Source organism: Pseudomonas indica NBRC 103045 (genome assembly GCF_002091635.1).
GTDB lineage: Bacteria > Pseudomonadota > Gammaproteobacteria > Pseudomonadales > Pseudomonadaceae > Pseudomonas_M > Pseudomonas_M indica.
Genome location: NZ_BDAC01000009.1, coordinates 74,845 through 93,732 on the forward strand (window position 1 = coordinate 74,845; position 18,888 = coordinate 93,732).

At 65.9% G+C, this 18,888-nt stretch carries 19 protein-coding genes; 13 read left to right on the forward strand and 6 right to left on the reverse strand.

Translation table 11 applies throughout. The features are described from left to right. Window positions 1-159: a YqaE/Pmp3 family membrane protein gene (locus PIN01S_RS12505; RefSeq protein ID WP_003450258.1), complete on the reverse strand. Its 159-nt coding sequence runs from the start codon at window positions 157-159 to the stop codon at window positions 1-3. Between the two features lie 138 nt (window positions 160-297). Between PIN01S_RS12505 and PIN01S_RS12510 the strand changes: the two genes are divergently transcribed. From PIN01S_RS12510 to PIN01S_RS12525, 4 genes are all read left to right on the forward strand, one after another. Next, window positions 298-1,782 carry a sigma-54 interaction domain-containing protein gene (locus PIN01S_RS12510; protein WP_084336002.1) on the forward strand — a complete coding sequence of 495 codons (1,485 nt, stop codon included), beginning with the start codon at window positions 298-300 and terminating at the stop codon, window positions 1,780-1,782. 426 nt (window positions 1,783-2,208) lie between these two features. After that, the gene (locus tag PIN01S_RS12515) at window positions 2,209-3,594 is read left to right on the forward strand and encodes a GntP family permease (RefSeq protein WP_084336003.1); all 1,386 of its coding nucleotides are present in this window, start codon (window positions 2,209-2,211) and stop codon (window positions 3,592-3,594) included. Between the two features lie 55 nt (window positions 3,595-3,649). Beyond that, a complete protein-coding gene (locus PIN01S_RS12520; RefSeq protein ID WP_084336004.1) occupies window positions 3,650-5,218 on the forward strand; it encodes an acyl CoA:acetate/3-ketoacid CoA transferase in 1,569 nt (522 codons plus the stop codon). Window positions 5,219-5,501: 283 nt separating this feature from the next. Further along, window positions 5,502-6,062, forward strand: coding sequence for an NADPH-dependent FMN reductase (locus PIN01S_RS12525; RefSeq protein ID WP_084336005.1), 561 nt, complete (start codon window positions 5,502-5,504; stop codon window positions 6,060-6,062). Here PIN01S_RS12525 and PIN01S_RS12530 read toward each other — a convergent pair. Next, window positions 6,026-7,120, reverse strand: a complete 1,095-nt coding sequence (locus tag PIN01S_RS12530) for an NAD(P)H-dependent flavin oxidoreductase (protein WP_084336006.1) — start codon at window positions 7,118-7,120, stop codon at window positions 6,026-6,028. The two genes, PIN01S_RS12525 and PIN01S_RS12530, sit on opposite strands and share 37 nt — an antisense overlap. A gap of 86 nt (window positions 7,121-7,206) precedes the next feature. On the opposite strand from PIN01S_RS12530, the gene PIN01S_RS12535 reads away from it, so the two are divergent. Beyond that, window positions 7,207-8,082, forward strand: a complete 876-nt coding sequence (locus PIN01S_RS12535; RefSeq protein WP_084336007.1) for a LysR family transcriptional regulator — start codon at window positions 7,207-7,209, stop codon at window positions 8,080-8,082. Window positions 8,083-8,109: 27 nt separating this feature from the next. On the opposite strand, the gene PIN01S_RS12540 is transcribed toward PIN01S_RS12535, so the two are convergent. Next, window positions 8,110-9,042 (reverse strand): LysR family transcriptional regulator, encoded by a 933-nt coding sequence (locus PIN01S_RS12540; RefSeq protein WP_084336008.1) that lies wholly within the window; start codon window positions 9,040-9,042, stop codon window positions 8,110-8,112. A 165-nt stretch (window positions 9,043-9,207) separates the two neighbouring features. Between PIN01S_RS12540 and PIN01S_RS12545 the strand changes: the two genes are divergently transcribed. Together PIN01S_RS12545 and PIN01S_RS12550 are read left to right on the forward strand one after the other, a co-directional pair. Beyond that, on the forward strand, window positions 9,208-9,807 hold the full coding sequence (locus tag PIN01S_RS12545; RefSeq protein WP_084336009.1) for an NADPH-dependent F420 reductase: 600 nt from the start codon (window positions 9,208-9,210) through the stop codon (window positions 9,805-9,807). Between the two features lie 168 nt (window positions 9,808-9,975). Beyond that, a complete protein-coding gene (locus tag PIN01S_RS12550; protein WP_084336010.1) occupies window positions 9,976-10,725 on the forward strand; it encodes a carbonic anhydrase in 750 nt (249 codons plus the stop codon). 127 nt (window positions 10,726-10,852) lie between these two features. On the opposite strand, the gene PIN01S_RS12555 is transcribed toward PIN01S_RS12550, so the two are convergent. After that, window positions 10,853-11,590 carry an SDR family oxidoreductase gene (locus PIN01S_RS12555; RefSeq protein WP_084336011.1) on the reverse strand — a complete coding sequence of 246 codons (738 nt, stop codon included), beginning with the start codon at window positions 11,588-11,590 and terminating at the stop codon, window positions 10,853-10,855. Window positions 11,591-11,702: 112 nt separating this feature from the next. On the opposite strand from PIN01S_RS12555, the gene PIN01S_RS12560 reads away from it, so the two are divergent. Together PIN01S_RS12560 and PIN01S_RS12565 are read left to right on the forward strand one after the other, a co-directional pair. Beyond that, window positions 11,703-12,629 carry a LysR family transcriptional regulator gene (locus tag PIN01S_RS12560; protein ID WP_084336012.1) on the forward strand — a complete coding sequence of 309 codons (927 nt, stop codon included), beginning with the start codon at window positions 11,703-11,705 and terminating at the stop codon, window positions 12,627-12,629. A gap of 33 nt (window positions 12,630-12,662) precedes the next feature. Then, the gene (locus PIN01S_RS12565; protein ID WP_084336013.1) at window positions 12,663-12,869 is read left to right on the forward strand and encodes a hypothetical protein; all 207 of its coding nucleotides are present in this window, start codon (window positions 12,663-12,665) and stop codon (window positions 12,867-12,869) included. Here PIN01S_RS12565 and PIN01S_RS12570 read toward each other — a convergent pair whose 3' ends face one another. Then, window positions 12,870-13,781 carry a LysR substrate-binding domain-containing protein gene (locus PIN01S_RS12570; protein ID WP_084336014.1) on the reverse strand — a complete coding sequence of 304 codons (912 nt, stop codon included), beginning with the start codon at window positions 13,779-13,781 and terminating at the stop codon, window positions 12,870-12,872. A 102-nt stretch (window positions 13,782-13,883) separates the two neighbouring features. On the opposite strand from PIN01S_RS12570, the gene PIN01S_RS12575 reads away from it, so the two are divergent. Genes PIN01S_RS12575 through PIN01S_RS12585 form a run of 3 tightly spaced genes read left to right on the forward strand, consistent with a single transcriptional unit; the run spans window position 13,884 to window position 16,269 of the window. Beyond that, window positions 13,884-15,089 (forward strand): MFS transporter, encoded by a 1,206-nt coding sequence (locus tag PIN01S_RS12575; RefSeq protein ID WP_084336015.1) that lies wholly within the window; start codon window positions 13,884-13,886, stop codon window positions 15,087-15,089. A gap of 24 nt (window positions 15,090-15,113) precedes the next feature. Further along, window positions 15,114-15,914 carry a 2,5-didehydrogluconate reductase DkgB gene (gene dkgB / locus PIN01S_RS12580; RefSeq protein ID WP_084336016.1) on the forward strand — a complete coding sequence of 267 codons (801 nt, stop codon included), beginning with the start codon at window positions 15,114-15,116 and terminating at the stop codon, window positions 15,912-15,914. Between the two features lie 49 nt (window positions 15,915-15,963). Then, on the forward strand, window positions 15,964-16,269 hold the full coding sequence (locus PIN01S_RS12585) for a putative quinol monooxygenase (RefSeq protein WP_084336017.1): 306 nt from the start codon (window positions 15,964-15,966) through the stop codon (window positions 16,267-16,269). A 56-nt stretch (window positions 16,270-16,325) separates the two neighbouring features. Here the strand turns inward: PIN01S_RS12585 and PIN01S_RS12590 are convergent, their stop codons facing one another. Beyond that, the gene (locus tag PIN01S_RS12590) at window positions 16,326-17,804 is read right to left on the reverse strand and encodes a hypothetical protein (protein WP_139198596.1); all 1,479 of its coding nucleotides are present in this window, start codon (window positions 17,802-17,804) and stop codon (window positions 16,326-16,328) included. A gap of 225 nt (window positions 17,805-18,029) precedes the next feature. Here PIN01S_RS12590 and PIN01S_RS12595 point away from each other — a divergent pair, with 225 nt between their 5' ends. Then, window positions 18,030-18,872, forward strand: coding sequence for an oxidoreductase (locus PIN01S_RS12595; protein ID WP_084336018.1), 843 nt, complete (start codon window positions 18,030-18,032; stop codon window positions 18,870-18,872). Window positions 18,873-18,888: the final 16 nt, after the last annotated feature.

Sequence of the window (18,888 nt, forward strand, 5' to 3'; positions counted from 1 at the left end):
TCAGCGTTTGGCGATGATGTACACGGCGTGCACGATACCGGGGATATAGCCCAGCAGCGTCAGCAAGATGTTCAACCAGAAGGCGCCGGCGAAGCCGACCTGAAGGAAGACGCCGAGCGGCGGCAGCAGAATGGCGATGAGGATACGGATCAGATCCATGCGTGTTCTCCTTGTAAGGGCGCGCCCGGGCGCCGGCCACGCCATTCTACCGACACTCCGCCTCCGAGCGGGTTCCTTGCCGCTGCCCCGCGGCACTATCCATAATCGGCCGCACCTTCATCAGCGAACCCTGCGGACATGGCCATCACACGCGGCGACCTCGACGAGCACGGACTGATCATCGGCGTATCCCCGGAGCGCTTCCGCGCGGTGGCGATGCCGCTGCTGTTCGACCATCTCAACGCTCAGTGCGAGGGCACCATCGCGGTGAACCGGCAGGCGCGGATCGTCTGGATCAACGACAAGTACGCGGCGAAGATCGGCATCCGCGACCCGCGCAGCGTGCTCGGCAAAGAGGTCGAGGAAGTGCTGCCGGCCAGCCAGTTGCGCCGTGTCGTCGAGAGCGGCCAGCCGAGCATGCTCGACCTGATGGCCTTCGGCGACGAGCACTTCGTGGTTACCCGTATTCCGCTGCGCGACGAGGACGGCACCTTGGTCGGCGCCATCGGTTTCGTCCTCTTCGACCGTGCCCAGCACCTCAAGCCGCTGATGCAGCAGTACGCGCAACTGCAGAACCAGTTGGCCGCCACCCAGCGCGAGTTGGTCCGGGCCCGGCGGGCGCGCTACACCATCGCCGGTTTCATCGGTGCCAGCCCGGCCGCCAGCGAAGTGAAGCGCCAGGCCCGCCGCGCCGCCCAGCTCGACGCCACGGTGCTGCTGCGCGGCGAGACCGGCACCGGCAAGGAGCTGTTGGCGCAGGGCATCCACAACCTGTCGCTGCGCGCCAGCGGACCTTTCGTCGCGGTGAACGTGGCGGCGATTCCGGAAACCCTGGTGGAGGCCGAGCTGTTCGGCACCGCGCCGGGCGCCTTCACCGGCGCCGACCGTAAGGCGCGCATCGGCAAGTTCGAGGTGGCCAACGGCGGCACCCTGTTCCTCGACGAGATCGGCGACCTGCCCCTCGGCCTGCAGGCCAAGCTGCTGCGGGTTTTGCAAGAGCAGGAGGTGGAGCCGCTCGGCTCCAACCAGGTGAAGCCGCTCAACGTGCGCGTGATCGCCGCCACCCATGTCGACCTGGAAGCGCGGGTGGCCGCCGGCGAATTCCGCGACGATCTCTACTACCGCCTGAACGTCCTTGCCTTGCGCGTGCCGCCCCTGCGCGAGCGCCGCGAGGACATCCCGGCCCTGGTGGAACACCTGCTGGACGACATCGCCAGCCGTTCCGGCCAACCTTGCCCGGAACTCGCCGACGATGCCCTGGACTGGCTGGCGACACGCTCCTGGCCGGGCAACGTGCGGCAATTGCGCAACCTGCTGGAGCGGGCGCAACTGGAGGCGGACAGCAGCCCCTTGAGCGCAGCCGTCCTGCAACGCCTGCTGGCCGAACAGGATGCCGGGACGAGCCTCAGTCCATCGATTTCGGAAGCACCGCTCCCTCCGCCCGTGGAGCCGCCCACCGAGGTGCAACCTCTGGCCGAAACCCTCGCTGCCGCCGAGCGCGCCGCCCTCCAGGCCGCCCTCGCCGCCTGCAACGGCAACCGCCGCCGCGCCGCCGAACGCCTCGGCATCGCCCGCGCCAGCCTGTACAACAAGCTGCAACAGCATGGGCTCAGCGAGCGGTGAGTCCCCTTTTCCGGATTATGCTTCGTTCATCCGGGCCACGATTCATTCGCCCGGCGGAGCCCTGCCACACACCAGAGCGGGCGAATAAATTCGCCCCTACACCAGAGTTCGGCATACCGCTAGCCGTATCCTGAATAAGCCCCAGCGCAATCCGGGGCCGCGTTCGGACCTACCGCGTCCATGATGCTGGACATGCTCATCGCTCATTTTGTCCAAGAAAATGGACATGCCCAAATTCCAGACATGTCTTTCGCGCCATTCAAATCCGGCTTTAATTCGCTGTAACCGCTCTACACCGGCCCTTCACGGTCCATCGTGGAAACTGGCACACCTTTCGCTCTCTGACCTATAACGGGCGCTGCCAGCCCGAGTGAAACCGGCCGCTCGAACGGCCGCTCCGACAACAACAACAAGAAGGAACTGCCCATGGGCACCCTTGGAATCCTGATCTCCCTCGCATTGCTGATGTACCTCGCCTACCGGGGCATCAACGTGCTGATCCTGGCCCCGCTGCTGGCCCTGCTGGCGCTGTTGTTCTCCGGCGAGGCGGCCATGCTGCTGCCGACCTACACGCAAGTGTTCATGAAGGCCATGGGCGGCTATGTCATCCAGTTCTTCCCGCTGTTCCTGCTCGGTGCGCTGTTCGGCAAGCTGATGGACGACTCCGGCTCGGCCCGCGCCATCGCCCACGGCATCGTCGCCAAGGTCGGCAGCCAGCGCGCCATCCTGGCCATCGTGCTGGCCTGCGGCATCCTCACCTACGGCGGTGTCTCGCTGTTCGTGGTGGCCTTCGCGGTCTACCCGATCGGCGCCGCGCTGTTCCGCGAGGCGGGCATTCCCAAGCGGCTGATCCCCGGCGCCATCGCCCTCGGCTCCTTCACCTTCACCATGACCGCCCTGCCCGGCACCCCGGCGATCCAGAACGCCATTCCCAACCCCTTCTTCGGAACCGACGCCTTCGCCGCGCCGGGCCTGGGGCTGATCGCCGGGTTGATCATGTTCGGCCTCGGCACCTGGTGGCTGAGCGCCCAGGCGCGCAAGCTGATGGCCGCCGGCGAAGGCTACGGCACCCACCGCGACGAACCGGAATCCCAGGACGGCCTGCCGATTCCCGGCTTCTGGCTGGCGCTGCTGCCGATCGTCCTGGTGATCGTGCTCAACTTCATCATGGCCAAGCTGTTCCTGCCGACCCTGGACACCAGCTACCTGGCCAAACCGGAATACGGTGGCCTGCAGGACGCCAAGTCGCTGATCGGCATCTGGGCCATCATCGTCGCCCTCACGGCGGCTTGCCTGCTGCTCATCGGGATGCACTGGAAGCGCTGGCTGGACCTGAAGAAGAGCATCAACGAAGGTGCCTTCGGCTCCATGCTGCCGATCCTCAACACCGCCTCGGAGGTCGGCTACGGCACGGTGATCGCTTCGCTGGCCGGCTTCATCGTGATTCGCGATTTCGTCCTCGGCGTGTCGTCCAATCCGCTGATCTCCGAAGCGGTGGCGGTGAACATCCTGGCCGGCATCACCGGCTCGGCATCGGGCGGTATGTCCATCGCCCTGAAGACCCTCGGCGAGCAGTACCTGGCCCTGGGCACCGCCGCCGGTATCAGCCCCGAGCTGCTGCACCGGGTTGCCGCCATGGCCTCCGGCTGCATGGATACCCTGCCGCACAACGGCGCGGTGATCTCGCTGCTGGCCATCTGCAAGCTCACCCACCGCGAGTCGTACAAATTCATCTTCGTCAACACCGTGGCCTTCCCGCTGCTAGCGCTGGTCGTCGTCATCACGCTGGGCACGCTGTTCGGCAGCTTCTGACGTCACGCGCGGCGCTCGCCGCCGCGCCGATCCATCCGTTTTCCGAGAGCGCAACATGAGCAAAGTCACCCGCGCCGCCGTAGCCGTCGCGCAGATTCCCGATGGCGCCAACCTGGCCACCGGCGGCTTCGTCGGCATCGGTTTCGCCGAAGAGCTGGCCATCGCCCTGGAGCAGCGCTTCCTCACCGAAGGCGCGCCGCGCGACCTGACCCTGGTCTACGCCGCCGGCCAGGGCGACGGCAAGGGGCGCGGGCTCAACCACCTGGCGCACGAAGGCCTGGTGCGGCGGGTGATCGGCGGCCACTGGGGGTTGGTGCCCGGCCTGCAGAAACTCGCCGTGGACAACCGCATCGAGGCCTACAACCTGCCACAGGGGGTGATCTCCCAGCTGTTCCGCGACATCGCCGCGGGCAAGCCGGGGCAACTGTCGAAGATCGGCCTCGGCACCTTCGTCGATCCGCAGTTCGGCGGCGGCAAGCTGAACGCGAAGACCACTGCCGATCTGGTCCGGCGCCTGCCCATCGACGGCGAGGACTACCTGTTCTACAGCGCCTTTCCGATCCACGTGGCGCTGATCCGCGCCACCAGCGCCGACCCGGACGGCAACCTGTCCATGGAACGCGAGGCGCTGACCATCGAGAGCCTGGCCATCGCCATGGCAGCGAAGAACTCCGGTGGCCGGGTGATCGCCCAGGTCGAACGCATCGTCGAACGCGGCTCGCTGAACCCGCGCGAAGTGAAGATTCCCGGCATTCTCGTCGACTACGTGGTGGTGGCCGAGCCGCAGAACCACCAGCAGACCTTCGCCACCGCCTACAACCCGGCGTTCGCCGCCGAGGTCCGCGTGCCGGTGGACAGTCTCCGGCCGATGCCGCTGGACGTGCGCAAGGTGATCGCCCGCCGCGCCGCCCGGGAGCTGAAGCCCGGCGCCGTGGTGAACCTCGGCATCGGCATGCCCGAGGGCGTCGCCTCGGTGGCCGCCGAGGAAGGCGTGATCGACCTGCTCACCCTCACCGCCGAGCCCGGCGTGATTGGCGGCGTGCCGGCTTCCGGCCTGGACTTCGGCGCGGCGAGTAACCACAGCGCACTGATCGACCAGCCCTATCAGTTCGACTTCTACGACGGCGGCGGCCTGGACCTGGCCTTCCTCGGCCTGGCCCAGGCGGATGCGGCCGGCAACCTCAACGTCTCCCGCTTCGGCAGCCGCCTGGCCGGCGCCGGCGGCTTCATCAACATCAGCCAGAGCGCCAAGGAAGTAGTGTTCGTCGGCACCTTCAGCGCGGGCGCCCAGGACATCCGGGTGGTCGACGGCCAGTTGCGCATCCATCAGGACGGCGCACTGCGCAAGTTCGTCCACACCGTGGAGCACCGCACCTTCTCCGGCAAGCTCGCCGCCGAACGCGGCCAGCCGGTGCTGTACATCACCGAGCGCTGCGTGTTCCGCCTCACGGGCGAAGGGCTGGAGCTGGTCGAGATTGCCCCCGGCGTGGACCTGGAGCGAGACATCCTGGCGCGCATGGACTTCCGCCCGCTGGTCCGCGAGCCGAAGGAAATGGACCGTGCCCTGTTCCTCCCCGAACCCACCGGCCTGCGTCTCCACCTGACCGGCCGCCCCGTTGCGTGACGGCCGGGCCGCCTTGGCCCGGTTGTTTTTTTCAGCCTGCGTGGGCGAATGAATTCGCCCTAAAGATTGAGTGCAAGCCGGCCCCGCTTCTGTAGGAGCCAGCTCTGCTGGCGAAGTTTTTGCGCCGCTTATTCGCGAGCAGAGCTCGCTCCTACACAGGCAATACTGACTTGTAGGGGCAAATTCATTCGCCCAATGGAGCCCGGCCATCGCTACGGCGGGCGAACTATAGTTATCCGCTCCAGTCTTCAGGCTTCTACCCGTCCCGAAAGAAGGAGCATCCATGAGCAAGGTCTACAAGGTCGCGGTCATCGTCGGCAGCCTGCGCAAGGCGTCCATCAACCGCAAACTGGCCAATGCGCTGGTCGGGCTGGCGCCGTCCTCGCTGAATATGGAAATCGTCGAGATCGGCGAGTTGCCGTTGTACAACGAGGATATCGACGTCACCCCGCCACCCGCGTCCTACACCGCCTTCCGCGACAAGCTGAAGGCCGCCGATGCCTTCCTCTTCGTCACCCCGGAGTACAACCGCTCGATGCCGGCACCGATGAAGAACGCCATCGATGTCGGCTCGCGCCCCTATGGACAGAGCCACTTCACCGGCAAGCCGGGGGCGGTGCTCAGCGCCTCGCCAGGAGCCATCGGCGGCTTCGGTGCCAACCATCACCTGCGCCAGTCCATGGTGTTCCTCGACGTGCGCATGATGCAGCAACCCGAGGCTTACCTCGGCGGTGCGGCCGGCTTCTTCGACGAAGCCGGCAACCTTACCGATGGCATCAAACCGTTCCTGGAGAAGTTCGTCGGTGCCTATGCCGACTGGGTGGCGCTGCACGCCGGCCGCTGAGTCGCCTCGCGCAGCTCCGTCATCAGCGTCTGTACCAGTTCTGCCGCAGGCAGCTCCCGTGCCAACGGCGCACCCTGCCCGGCCCATTGCACGGCGAAATCGCCATTGCCCTGGGCCGTGGCGGCGGCGACCAGGGCCTTGGCCGCGTCGTAGGCGATGGGGTAGCCCGGCAGCGGCGGCGCGTTCGGATCGTCGACCGTCTCGAACAGGCGATTCGGCAACCCGCGCGCGGCACGCCCGGATATCCCGGCGGTCACCTGGGTACGCTGGCCGCGCTCGCCCTTGAGCGCCGCGCGAAAAGCGGCGTTGGCGGCAGACTCCGGGCAACCGATGAAGGCTGTACCAAGCTGTCCGGCTTCGGCCCCCAGCGCGAAAACAGCGGCCAGACCGGCGCCATCCATCAACCCACCCGCCGCGATCACCGGCTGCCGGCAGCGGCTGGACAGCAGGCGCACCAGGGCGAAGGTGCCGATCCGCGCATCGCCCCGTTCGGGCTCGAACACCCCGCGGTGGCCGCCCGCTTCGTAGCCCTGGGCTACCACCGCGTCGATTCCCGCCGCCTCGACCTGCTCCGCCTCGGCCAGGGTGGTGGCGCTGGCCAACAGGCGAACCCCGGCCGCGCGCAGCGCATCGATCCACTCCTGGCGCGGCAGGCCGAAATGGAAGCTCACCACAGCAGGGCGCTCGGCCAGCAGCATCTCCAGCATCGCCTCGTCCTCGACGAAACTCTTGTAGATCTCCGTCAGCCCCGTCGGCGGTTCGGCACCGAACTCGGCGAACACCGGGCGCAAATGCGCCAGCCATGCGGCCTCACGGGCCGGGTCGGCCTGAGCCGGGCGATGGCAGAACAGATTGACGTTGAATGGCTTGCCGGTGAGTGCGCGGGTCGCCGCGATCATCGCGCGCGCCTGCTCCGGCGTGCTGGCGCCGATGCCAATGGAACCCAGCGCCCCGGCATTGCTGACCGCCGCAGCCAGCGCCGGCGTGGACACGCCCACCATCGGCGCCTGGATGATGGGATGCTCGATACCGAGCAGACGAGTGAGGCGAGTGGCCATGCTGAATCCTTCCAAGTGATGCGACTTGACCAGGTTATCTCAAGAAAAGATGATCGTTACAAATACATTCTTGAATTGAGATAGAAATGGACCTCACCACCCTGGAAATCTTCCGCCTGGTTGCCCTGGAGAACAGCATCACCCGTGCCGCCCAACGCCTGCAGCGGGTGCAGTCGAACGTCACCACGCGCATCCAGCAACTGGAAGAGGAGCTGGGCGTTGCGCTGTTCCTGCGTGACGGCAAGCGCATGGCCCTGACCGAGCAGGGCCGCACATTCCTCGACTACGCCGAGCGCCTGCTGTCGCTGGCCGACGAAGCGCGCCAAGCGATGCACCCCGACCACCCCGGCGGACGACTGCGCCTGGGCAGCATGGAAAGCACCGCCGCGACACATCTACCACGGCCGTTGGCGGCGTTTCACGGCGAATGCCCCGAAGTCACGTTGGAAGTGAGCACCGGCACCAGCGCCGCACTGATCGACGGCGTGCTCGCACGACGGCTGGATTGCGCGCTCGTGGCGCTGCCGGAGAACCTGGACGCCGCAGCGCTGCCGGGACACGGCCTGCAAGGCGACGCGGTGTTCCGGGAGGAGTTGCTGCTGGTCCTGCCGCCCGGTCACCCCGTCGTGGAAAGCCCGGCGCAGTTGCGCGTGCAAACCCTCGCCGGCTTCGCCAAGGGCTGCACCTACCGCCAGATAGGCGAGCAATGGCTGACCGCCGAGGGCACCCCGCCCGGTTTCCGCGTCCAGGAAGTCGGCTCCTACCACGCCATCCTCGCCTGCGTCGCGGCCGGCACCTGCAGCGGCGTGCTGCCACGCTCGATACTCGACTTGCAGCGCGACCCGGCGCCGGTCGTCACTCACTCGCTTCGCGAGATCGACACCTGGCTAGTGTGGCGCGACGGCTACGCCACAGCGGCGTTCCAGCGTTTCCGTGGATTGCTTGGCCGAAACGGAGCGTAGAAGCGGCTCGTTGCGACGCAGCGATCGTCAGATTGCCTGGTCCGCGCGGAACGCCTGCGCCAGCCCGAGCGCACGAAAGCGCTCACTGAGATGATCGATGAAAGCCCTCGTCTTCGCCGGCAACAGCCGGCCACTGGCGAAGTAGAGCGAAATCGGCCCGGCGTCGGCATACCACTCCGGTAACACCCGTACCAACGCTCCGCTACGCAGATGGGGCAGCACATCAGGGACCGCCAGCAGCCCTACACCAAGACCGAGCAGCACGCTGCGGCACAGTGCTGCCGGATCGTTCACCCGCATCCTGGCGCGAAACTCCACCGGCATTTCCCGGCCGTCCCCATGACGCAGCTGCCATTGCCGTACTCGGCCAGTGCGCATCGAGCGCATGGCAATGCCGTCCCATGCCGCCAGATCGGAAGGATCGAGCGGCAACAGGCGGCCCTGCAGATAGGCGGGCGAGGCCACCGCAACGATATGCAGACGGGTCAGCTCCCGTGCGACCACACCCGGCGTCAGTTCGAAGCCACCGCCGATTGCCACGTCGAAACCTTCGGCGATCAGGTCCACGGGACGATTATCGAATTGCCATTCCAGCTCCACCGCCGGGAAACGCGCACAGAACGCCGGCATCAACGGCAGCAGATGGTCACGGCCGAACGCGGGCGCCGCACTGATCCGTAACACACCGGAAGGCTCGCTGACCGTGCCGGCCAGCTCGGCAATGGCCACCTGAATGCTTTCCAGCCCCCCGCTGACCGAACCGAGGAAGCGCTCTCCAGCTTCCGTGAGCGTGAGACGCCGGGTGCTGCGCTGGAACAGGCGTACACCGAGGTTACGCTCCAATTGGGCGACATTGCGGCTGACCGCAGCAGGGGTGAGGCCGAGCCGGCGAGCGGCGGCGGAAAAACTGCCGAGTTCGGCACTGCGAACGAAGGATTCCAGATTGGCCAGGGTTTCCATGACGGAGCGTCTTCAACTATCGATTGAAAGTGATTCTAGCCATTACCTGCTACCGAAGGATAAGTCGAACACCGATAGTGACTTCACCTGACAACGCAACCCGAGATTACCCCTATGTCCACTCCCCTTTCCCAATCCATCGACAACCCGCTCCAAGGAGACACCATGACCCTTTCCATTATCGGCGCCGGTGCCATCGGCACGGCCATTGCCCAACGCCTGGCCGCTGCCGGCCTCGACTTCAGCATTGCCAACAGCCGGGGGCCGGAAAGCCTGACCGCCTTGGTCCGCGACCTGGGACCACATGCCAGCGCAGTCACCACTCGCGAAGCCGCCCAGGCCGATATCGTCTTCCTGGCGGTTAACTGGTCGAGATTGCCGGAAGCCCTGAAAGACCTTGGTCCCTGGGATGGGCGCATCATCATCGATGCCAACAATGCCATCGAGGCGCCCAGTTTCACCGCGGTGGACCTCGGCAACCGCGCCTCCAGCGAAGTGGTGTCGGACCTGGTGCCCGGCGCGCGGGTGGTGAAAGCCTTCAACCATTTGCAGGCAGCGCTGCTCGCCAGCGATCCGCAGACCGAAGGCGGCCGCCGCGTACTGTTCTACTCCGGTGACGATACCCGGGCGAAAGCCGAGGTCGGCAAGCTGATCGAGCGCCTCGGTTTTGCCGGTATCGATCTCGGCACCCTGGCCGGCGGTGGCCGCCTGGCACAATTCCCGGGCGGTCCGTTGCCAGTGCATAACCTGGTGCGCTTCGGCTGAAACCAACATCCCACGACCACTTATTCCAACAACCGCCAACCACGTCACACTTGACTTGCTTCGGACCTCTCGGAGACAGCAAGCCCACCCCCCGCATGATCTTGTGCGTCAAGCCGCCGCACCCCGGCGGCCATGACGGCAGTCCATTGGCAATACGAGAGAAACGCCATGAGAAGATTTCTGCTGGGGGCGGTGAGCGCCCTGTCCGTTTCCGTCGCGCTGGCCGCCGAGCCGACGCCGCCGACGCACTGGAGCTACCAGGGTGAAAACGGCCCGGACCATTGGGCCCAGATGGATCCGGGCTTCAGCACCTGTGCACTTGGCAAGATGCAGTCGCCGATCGACATCCGTAACGCTGTGAAGGCCGACCTTCCGGAAATCCAGTTCGACTACACCGCCGGCCCGGCCGAAGTGGTGAACAACGGCCACACCATCCAGGTCACCCTGCCCAAGTCCGGTAGCATCGATATCGGCGGCTCCCGCTACGAGCTGCTGCAGTTCCACTTCCATACGCCGAGCGAAGAGAAGGTCGCCGGCATGGCCTTCCCGATGGTCGCGCACTTCGTGCACAAGAGTGCCGACGGTCAACTGGCGGTCGTCGCCGTGCTGATCAAGGAAGGCCACGAGAACCCGGGCCTGGCCAAGGTGCTCGCCGCCCTTCCGACGAAGGAAGGCGAATCCCATCCGCTGGAAGTCCAGCTGAACCCGGCCGACATCCTGCCACCGCAGCATGGCTACTACGCCTTCACCGGCTCGCTCACCACCCCGCCGTGCAGCGAGAACGTGCGCTGGCAGGTGCTCAAGCAGCCTATCGAGCTGTCCCACAAGCAGATTGTCTCGTTCCAGCATCTCTACCCGATGAATGCGCGTCCGACCCAGCCGCTGAACGGCCGCAAGATCGAGGAAAGCCATACCTGATGTACGCCGGGGCAGCGCCCCGGTCCTGGCTGTTTTTCCATAACCAGCGGGTGCAGCTTCCCCTATTGCCCGCTGGTTTTTTTTGCGGATCGCATGGGATTCCTTCCTCGGTACCCAGGGCGGCCGATCAAGCGAAGCCACCGTTGGCACGGAGCACCTGGGAGTTGATCCACCCCCCGTCCGGGCCGGCGAGGAAGGCCACCGCTCCCGCGATTTCCTCCACGGTGCCGAGTCGTTCCAACGGAGGGAGCAGGCGAATCTGCTCGACCTGCTCGGCACTTTTACCCTGTAGAAACAACTCGGTGGGAACCGGGCCAGGCGCGACGGCATTGACGGTGATGTCGCGGCCACGCAGTTCGTTCGCCAACACATGGACCAGCCCTTCGACACCCGCCTTGGAGGCGATGTAGGGGCCGTAGCAGGGAAACGCCTTGGCAATCACGCTGGTGGACAGGGCGATGATCCGTCCGCCGCGCTCGACATGACGGGCCGCCTGGCCGAGCACGATGAAGGCGCCGCGCAGATTGGTGCGGATGACCCGGTCGAAACCTTCCAGATCCAGGTCGGCGATTTTCAGATACGGCATGGAACCGGCGCTGTTGACCACCACGTCGATATGTCCGAAGGCTTCCTGGGTGGCGGCGAATAGGCTTTCCATGTCGGCTGGCTCGGCGACGTCGCCCTGCACCGCGATAGCGCGACCGCCGCGCTCGACGATAAGGGCAACCACCTCGTTGGCGGCCTCGCGGTTACCGGCGTAATTGACGGCCACGGCAAAGCCATCCTCCGCCAGACGCAGGGCGATGGCGCGCCCAATGCCGCGGGAGGCGCCGGTGACGAGAGCGGTTCGGTGAGAAACGTGCATGACGGAAACTCCAAAAGAGGGGATGACGGAGACAGTTTCCGCAGGGTCATCGATTGGATAAATCCGTAAGAATTGCCAAGACTGTTCAACAACAGTCAACAAAGGCATCGTCATGGATCGGCTGGATACGCTGAAGCTCTTCACCCGCATCATCGAATTGGGCAGTTTCACCCAAGCCGCTGGTGCCCTGGACATTCCCCGCGCCACCGCCACCCATGCCATCAAGCAATTGGAAGCGCGCCTCGGCGCCCGCCTGCTGGAGCGCACCACCCGCCAGGTGCGGCCAACCTTCGATGGCCAGGCATTCTACGAACGCTGCCGGCATGTCCTCCGTGAACTGGAGGACGCCGAGTCGGCGCTCAGCACAGCGGCCAGCGATCCGCGCGGTACGCTGCGCCTGGACCTTCACGGTAGCCACGCGACACTGATCATCCTGCCGCGCATCGCCGAATTTCATGCGCGCTACCCGCATATCGAGCTGGTAATCAGTAGCGGCGACCGGCTGGTGGACCTCGTTCGCGAGGGCATCGACTGCGTGGTGCGCGCCGGTAATCCACGCGACTCGTCGCTGGTGGCCAGGCGCTTGGCGTTGATGCCGGAAGTGGTCTGCGCCAGCCCGAACTACCTGGCTCGCCACGGTACGCCGCGGCATCCGGAGGAGTTGGCCACACACCAGGCGGTGGGCTTTTTCTCCAGCCAGCAGGATATTCGCTATCCGTTCACGTTCCAGATCGATGGACAGACACGGGAGTACGACCTGGGCGGCTGGATGCGCGTCAACGACGCGGAAAGCTACGTCGCCTGCGCCCTGAGCGGTTGCGGGTTGATCCAGTTGCCGCGCTTTCATGTCGAAGGCCATCTGCGCGCCGGACGGCTGGTGGAAGTCCTCGCCGACTGGCCGGCCCCCGGTCTGCCGGTCTCGGTGCTCTATCCCTACCATCGCCAGCTCTCGCCACGGGTGAAGGTATTCGTCGACTGGGCCAGCGGCCTCTATGCGGAACACTTCTCTGGCGAACGCTCGCCGCCGACAGGGGCCTAACCCGTAGGCCCTTGGGAAAATGACGAGGTGTCCATGCTTATTCACAACCTGTCCTGCCTGGAGCACCGGGACGACCGGTTCCATCTCGCCTGGCTGGCCGACGAGTCGCCGCTGAACGACCTCGATCAGGCCGAGAGCGAAGACCAGCAGGAAGCCCCCGACCTCGACGAAGAGGCGTTGGAAAACCTGGAAGAACTGCCCCCGCCGCCCGATCCGATCCCCGAGCCGGGGCCGATGTGATCAGGGCCGGCGCGCATTCCACGGCTGTGCGGCGAGGTGTTCGCCAAGATAGTCGAGGAAACAGGCGATGCGCGAGGCAAGCGCGGTGTTGCGGTAGTACACCGCGTGGATTGGCTGGCACACGTCCAGCGTTTCGCCTGCCAGCACCTGGACCAGCCCCCCGTCGGCACGGTCGCGGGCGGTCATAAAGTCGGACAGGCAGACCAGCCCCTCCCCGGCCAGCGCCAGTTGGCGCAGGGTCTCTCCGCTGGACGCCTGCAGTGTCGGCGTCACCGCCAGGCCGTCGCCATGGGCGTGGCGCAGCGGCCACTGGTTCAGGCTCTCCGGCTGGGTGAAGCCGAGCAGGCTGTGCCCGGCCAGCTCGTCCACATTGGCCGGCGCCCCTCGCGCCGACAGGTAGGCCGGGCTGGCCAGCACACGCAGGCGGCTGGCACCAAGCGCACGGGCGTGCAGGCTGGAGTCGCGCAGCGTGCCGATGCGAATCGCCAGGTCGGTACGCTGCTCGATCAGGTCGATGATCTGGTCGCTGGTGTGCAGCTCCAGCTCGATGTCCGGATAACGCAGGCGGAAGCCGCCCACCAGTGGCACCAACACGTGCAGCATGAACGGCGAGGCGGCGTTGACCCGCAGGCGCCCGGACGGGCTCTGGCGCCGTACCGCCATCTGCTCTTCCGCCTCCTCGACGCTGGCGAGAATCCGCCGGGCCTGGGCAAGGAACGCCTCGCCCTCCTCGGTCAACTCCAGGCGGCGGGTGGTGCGCCGCAGCAAGGTGACTTCGAGCTTGTCCTCCAGGCGGCCGATAGCCCGGCTGATGCCGGAGGCGGTCTGCCCCAGTTGTTCGGAGGCGGCGGTGATGGAGCCACTGTCGACCACCGTGGTGAAGGCCTGCAATTCATCCAGCGTCGTTTTCATTCATTCATGACTCGCAAGCAAATATCCTTGGCGTGAGACCCGGTTTTTCCGCATGAGTCTGGCGTACAGACTGCGCGCCATCAATCACCGGAGCCTCATCCCATGCCCATTGCCTTGCTCGCGCTCACCCTGAGCGCCTTCGCCATCGGCACGACGGAGTTCGTCATCGTCGGCCTGATCCCCACCATCGCCAGCAACCTCGGCGTCAGCCTGCCGTCGGCCGGCCTGCTGGTCAGTCTCTATGCCCTCGGCGTGGCGGTCGGCGCGCCCTTGCTCACCGCACTCACCGGCCGCGTGCCGCGCAAGCGCCTGCTGTTGGCGCTGATGGCCCTGTTCACCCTCGGTAACCTGCTGGCCTGGCAGGCGCCCGGCTACGAATCGCTGATCCTGGCGCGCATCGTCACCGGCCTCGCCCACGGGGTGTTCTTCTCCATCGGCTCGACCATCGCCACCGGCCTGGTTTCCAAGGAGAAGGCCGCCAGTGCCATCGCCATCATGTTCACCGGCCTCACCGTGGCCCTGGTCACCGGCGTGCCACTGGGTACCTTCATCGGTCAGCAGTTCGGCTGGCGCGAGACCTTCCTGGCGGTGTCGGCACTGGGCGTGATCGCCTTTCTCGGCAGCCTGGTCTTCGTCCCGGCGGATATCCCGCACAGCAAGCCGGCATCGCTGCTGCAACAGCTCCGGGTGTTGAAGACCCCGCGCCTGCTGCTGGTCTACGCGATGACTGCGATCGGCTACGGCGGCTCCTTCATCGCCTTCACCTTCCTCGCCCCGATCCTGCAGGAGATCACCGGGTTCAGCGCCGGCTCCGTGGGCCTGGTGCTGCTGGTGTATGGCGTCTCGGTGGCGGTGGGCAACCTCTGGGGCGGCAAGCTGGCCGACCGCCGCGGTCCCATCGGCGCATTGCTGATCATCTTCGCCCTGCTCGCGGCGGTGCTGTTCGTCTTCACCTTCACCGCCGCCACGCCCTGGCTGGCGCTGGCCACGGTACTGGTGTGGGGCGCGGTGGCGTTCGGCAACGTGCCGGGCCTGCAGGTCTATGTGGTGCGCCAGGCGGAACACCACACACCGGGGGCGGTGGACGTCGCCTCGGGTTTGAACATCGCGGCCTTCAACCTGGGTATCGCCGGCGGCGCCTGGATCGGGGGACATATCGTCGCCTCCCTGGGTCTGATCCATACCGCCTGGATTGGCGCCCTGGTGGTGCTGGTGGCACTGGCGCTGACCGCCTGGAGCGGCCGCCTCGACCGCAACGGCCCGGCGCCCGCCCATTCCGCTGAAACGGCATTCGCCGCCGGCCACTGACTTTTTCAATCACGGAGACAACGCATGAGTATTCCCGCATTCGGCCTCGGCACCTTCCGCCTCAAGGGCCTGCAGGTGATCGATTCGGTCCGCATGGGCCTGGAGCTGGGCTACCGCCACATCGATACCGCACAGATCTACGAGAACGAGGCCGACGTTGGCCAGGCCATCGCCGAGAGCGATGTGCCGCGCGACGAGCTGTTCGTCACCACCAAGGTCTGGACCGCCAACCTCGGTCGCGACCGGCTGATTCCCAGCCTCGAGGAAAGCCTCGCCAAGCTGCGCCTGGAGCAGGTCGACCTGACGCTGATCCACTGGCCGTCGCCCGGCGACGAACTGGACGTGGCCGACTACCTTGGCAGCCTGCTGGAAGCCAGGCGCCAGGGCCTGACCCGGTCGATCGGCGTTTCCAACTTCACCATCGCCCATCTGCAACGGGCCATCGACACCGTGGGTGCCGACGAGATCGCCACCAACCAGGTGGAAATCCACCCCTTCCTGCAGAACCATGCCCTGGTGGACTTCGCCCGCCGCCACGGCATCCACCTGACCGCCTATATGCCGCTGGCCTATGGCAAGGTGCTGCACGATCCGCTGCTCCAGGGCATCGCCGCCCGTCACGATGCCACGCCGGCCCAGGTGGCCCTGGCCTGGCTGCTGCAACAGGGCTTCGCGGTGATTCCGTCGTCCACCCGCCGGGAGAATCTCGCCAGCAACCTGGAGGCCCAGCGGCTGCGCTTGTCCGACGAAGACATGGCCGCCATCGCCGGGCTGGACCGCAACGAGCGCATCGCCAATCCCGGCTTCGCGCCGAACTGGGACTGATCGCCTGCTACGCTGCGACGACTTTGCCGCTCTGCTCGAGGAGAATCCGATGATCCATGTGATTGCCGACATCAGAACTGCACCCGGAGCACGGCCGCGTGTCCTCCAGGCGTTCGCCGCCATCACCCCGCTCGTGCGTGCCGAGGCCGGCTGCCTCGGTTACACCGCAACCCTGGACGCCGACACCAACCTGCCACGCCAAACCAGGGACGACACCAGCATCCTGATGGTGGAGCGCTGGGAAAGTCTGGAACACCTGAAGGCCCACCTCGAAGCGCCCCACATGCTGGCCTATCGCGAGCAGGTAGCCGCAGACGTGGTCGACGTCAGTCTGCGGGTGCTGACGGAAGCCTGATCGGGGAGAGCGCTGAACGTACGAGACCGCGCCAGCACGCGCTGGCGCGGTTGCGTTCACACGTTGCGTTCGGCGGCATTCAGCGGAGGTTGCCGGTGGTGCTGATCCTCTTCCTCCCTGATCTCCAGCACGACGTGATCGCCCGTTTCGTTGGGGCCCGAAGATGGTTGGCCTCCCCCTTCCATCGTCTCCAGCTCGGTGTCGTCATGCGGCTCGCTGGGCAGTGGTTGCGAACCGGATGGGCTACCGTGCAGACGGTTGGCCGCCTGGTCGAGCAGCGAGCCCGCTTTCTGCTGGATGAGACTGGCCGCCTTGTCGAACACCGGCCCGCCCAGAACAGCGGCTGTCGTCCAGACTCCAAACACCGGAGCCGAAACGGCGGTGTTCACCGCCTGACCGATGGCCGCGGTACCGACGGCGCCGATCCCGGCCTTTTTCGCCGCTTCGGTCGCGGCGGCCTTCGCTGCCACGGCGCCCGCGAAGCCGCCCCCCAGGATACCTACGCTGAGGGTCAGGTTGGTGGCCGTGCCCAGGTTGCGGATCGACGACAGCGTTTCGGTCGTCGCGTCCACCGGAATCTGGAGAAGACGCTTTCCCCCATTGATCAGAGGGTCCTTCCACGGATTGACATCCTTCAATGCCGTGTATTGCGCCTCCCAATCCTGGCGGCCCAGCAGGTATTCGGGGCCGACCCGGTGATTCTGCTCGCTCACGGCGTTGAGCCCCGCATAAGAGGCAACACCTGCCGCCACGCCTCCCGCGGCACTCATCCAGGAATCCAGCTCCGCTGCTCCCTTTTCCGATAGTTTGTCCGCCCCGACGGCCGCCGTGCCGATACGCAGCACGTTGCGCAGGCTGTAGGTCTGGAAGGCCACGGTCACCTCGGTGGCAGTCCGCCCCAATCCGGGCTCCCTGGCCTTGGCGGCATCGGCCATCACCGCTTCCAGTTGCTCCGGTTTCGCTGTCAGCCATTGGGTATCGCTGGTGGCCTTTTTCAGCAACCCGCTCCCACCACCGACCGTATCGACAGCCCCCGAGAACAGGCCGGCGATGAAACCGATCATTTGAGGTGTTTTGGCGAAGGCTGTGAGACCGGGCACCGTATCGATCAAGCGTGAAGCAATTGCGAAGGGGACCGAGCGCACTGCCCCTACCACCCCCTGGGACAGACGATCCAACTTCTGCCCCTTGGCCAACGTGGCCTCGACGCTTTCCGGCGTCTCGCCCATCTCGTTCAGGCGAATCGCCCGCTGGTCGATCAGTTGTTCGAACGCCTGCCTGTTCTGCCCGGTGATGTGCGGTTCGAAGATCTGGTGCAGCTTGCCCCGCAGCGCGACGGCATTCGGTGAATGCTCCGGAGCCTCTACGCCAATGACGGTATTCACCCAACGGGTCGAGCCCATATAGGTCGCACCGGTGCTCGACGGAGCATTCGACCGGCCGGAAACATTCCCTCCATCGGGGTCGTGATCGGAGCGGAAGGAATCTCCCAGCAGGGAGAGTGGGCTTTGGTTACCAGAGTTACCTATATGCATGATGGCTCCTTGGGAAGACTCGTTCGAAAGACGACCGGACTCGAGTCTCCCCAGGTGGATCCCAAGTCATATTCGGTTTTTATTTGGGTGGCATAAAGATGGATAGCGGTTCCAGGCTCGGCAGGATCGTGCAAGCGCTCGGCAGCATCGTGGTAATGGTCGAAGGGGCTTTCTCCCTAGCATCTCCTCGACCCGGGAATCCTCCCGGCACACGGAGAAACGATCATGAGCAAGACCTGGTTCATTACCGGCGCCTCGCGCGGCATCGGCGCGGAAATCGCGAAAGCGGCCCTGTCCGCCGGCGACAACGTCGTTGCCACGGGGCGCAACCGCGAGCAGTTGGAGAAGACCTACGCCGCCTACCGCGAGCGCGTGCTGGCCGTCGAACTGGACGTGTCCCTGGAGCCCCAGGCGGAAGCGGCGGTGGCCGCCGCCCTGGCGCGTTTCGGCAGGATCGATGTAGTGGTAAACAATGCCGGCTACGGCCAGATGGGTGGTTTCGAAGAGATCGATGCCCAGGCTATCGAGAACCAATTCGCCACCAACCTGTTCGGTGCCTTCCATGTCACCCGCGCAGTACTGCCGATCATGCGTCGCCAGCGCGCCGGGCATATTTTCAACCTGTCGTCGGTAGGCGGCATGCTCGGCTTCGCCGGTGCCTCGGTGTACTGCGCGACTAAATTCGCGCTGGAGGGCTTCTCCGAATCCCTGGCCTTGGAAGTGGCGGACTTCGGTATCCGCGTCACCCTCGTCGAGCCCGGTTTCTTCCGGACCGACTTCCTCGACGGCAGCTCGGTGCGCTACGGCAACCGCCCGGTCGATGACGCCGACTACGCCAGCCGCTCGGCGCAGTGGCGCGAGACCTATGAAGCGCACAACCACCGCCAGGCCGGCGACCCGGCGAAACTGGGCCAGGCCCTGGTGCGCCTCGCTGGCGAGGCGAATCCGCCGCTGCGTTACGCGGCCGGCTCCGATGCCCTGCACGGCATCCTCGGCAAGCTGGAGCAGGTTCGCGGCGAGATGGAACAGTGGAGCGAGTTGTCGCGCTCGACGGATGGGGCGTTCTGAACCGGGCGAATAAATT

Coding starts and splice junctions, on each gene's coding strand:
- PIN01S_RS12505 (WP_003450258.1), bottom strand. CDS start 159: ATGGATCTGATCCGTATCCTCATCGCCATTCTGCTGCCGCCGCTCGGC.
- PIN01S_RS12510 (WP_084336002.1), top strand. CDS start 298: ATGGCCATCACACGCGGCGACCTCGACGAGCACGGACTGATCATCGGC.
- PIN01S_RS12515 (WP_084336003.1), top strand. CDS start 2,209: ATGGGCACCCTTGGAATCCTGATCTCCCTCGCATTGCTGATGTACCTC.
- PIN01S_RS12520 (WP_084336004.1), top strand. CDS start 3,650: ATGAGCAAAGTCACCCGCGCCGCCGTAGCCGTCGCGCAGATTCCCGAT.
- PIN01S_RS12525 (WP_084336005.1), top strand. CDS start 5,502: ATGAGCAAGGTCTACAAGGTCGCGGTCATCGTCGGCAGCCTGCGCAAG.
- PIN01S_RS12530 (WP_084336006.1), bottom strand. CDS start 7,120: ATGGCCACTCGCCTCACTCGTCTGCTCGGTATCGAGCATCCCATCATC.
- PIN01S_RS12535 (WP_084336007.1), top strand. CDS start 7,207: ATGGACCTCACCACCCTGGAAATCTTCCGCCTGGTTGCCCTGGAGAAC.
- PIN01S_RS12540 (WP_084336008.1), bottom strand. CDS start 9,042: ATGGAAACCCTGGCCAATCTGGAATCCTTCGTTCGCAGTGCCGAACTC.
- PIN01S_RS12545 (WP_084336009.1), top strand. CDS start 9,208: ATGACCCTTTCCATTATCGGCGCCGGTGCCATCGGCACGGCCATTGCC.
- PIN01S_RS12550 (WP_084336010.1), top strand. CDS start 9,976: ATGAGAAGATTTCTGCTGGGGGCGGTGAGCGCCCTGTCCGTTTCCGTC.
- PIN01S_RS12555 (WP_084336011.1), bottom strand. CDS start 11,590: ATGCACGTTTCTCACCGAACCGCTCTCGTCACCGGCGCCTCCCGCGGC.
- PIN01S_RS12560 (WP_084336012.1), top strand. CDS start 11,703: ATGGATCGGCTGGATACGCTGAAGCTCTTCACCCGCATCATCGAATTG.
- PIN01S_RS12565 (WP_084336013.1), top strand. CDS start 12,663: ATGCTTATTCACAACCTGTCCTGCCTGGAGCACCGGGACGACCGGTTC.
- PIN01S_RS12570 (WP_084336014.1), bottom strand. CDS start 13,781: ATGAAAACGACGCTGGATGAATTGCAGGCCTTCACCACGGTGGTCGAC.
- PIN01S_RS12575 (WP_084336015.1), top strand. CDS start 13,884: ATGCCCATTGCCTTGCTCGCGCTCACCCTGAGCGCCTTCGCCATCGGC.
- dkgB (WP_084336016.1), top strand. CDS start 15,114: ATGAGTATTCCCGCATTCGGCCTCGGCACCTTCCGCCTCAAGGGCCTG.
- PIN01S_RS12585 (WP_084336017.1), top strand. CDS start 15,964: ATGATCCATGTGATTGCCGACATCAGAACTGCACCCGGAGCACGGCCG.
- PIN01S_RS12590 (WP_139198596.1), bottom strand. CDS start 17,804: ATGCATATAGGTAACTCTGGTAACCAAAGCCCACTCTCCCTGCTGGGA.
- PIN01S_RS12595 (WP_084336018.1), top strand. CDS start 18,030: ATGAGCAAGACCTGGTTCATTACCGGCGCCTCGCGCGGCATCGGCGCG.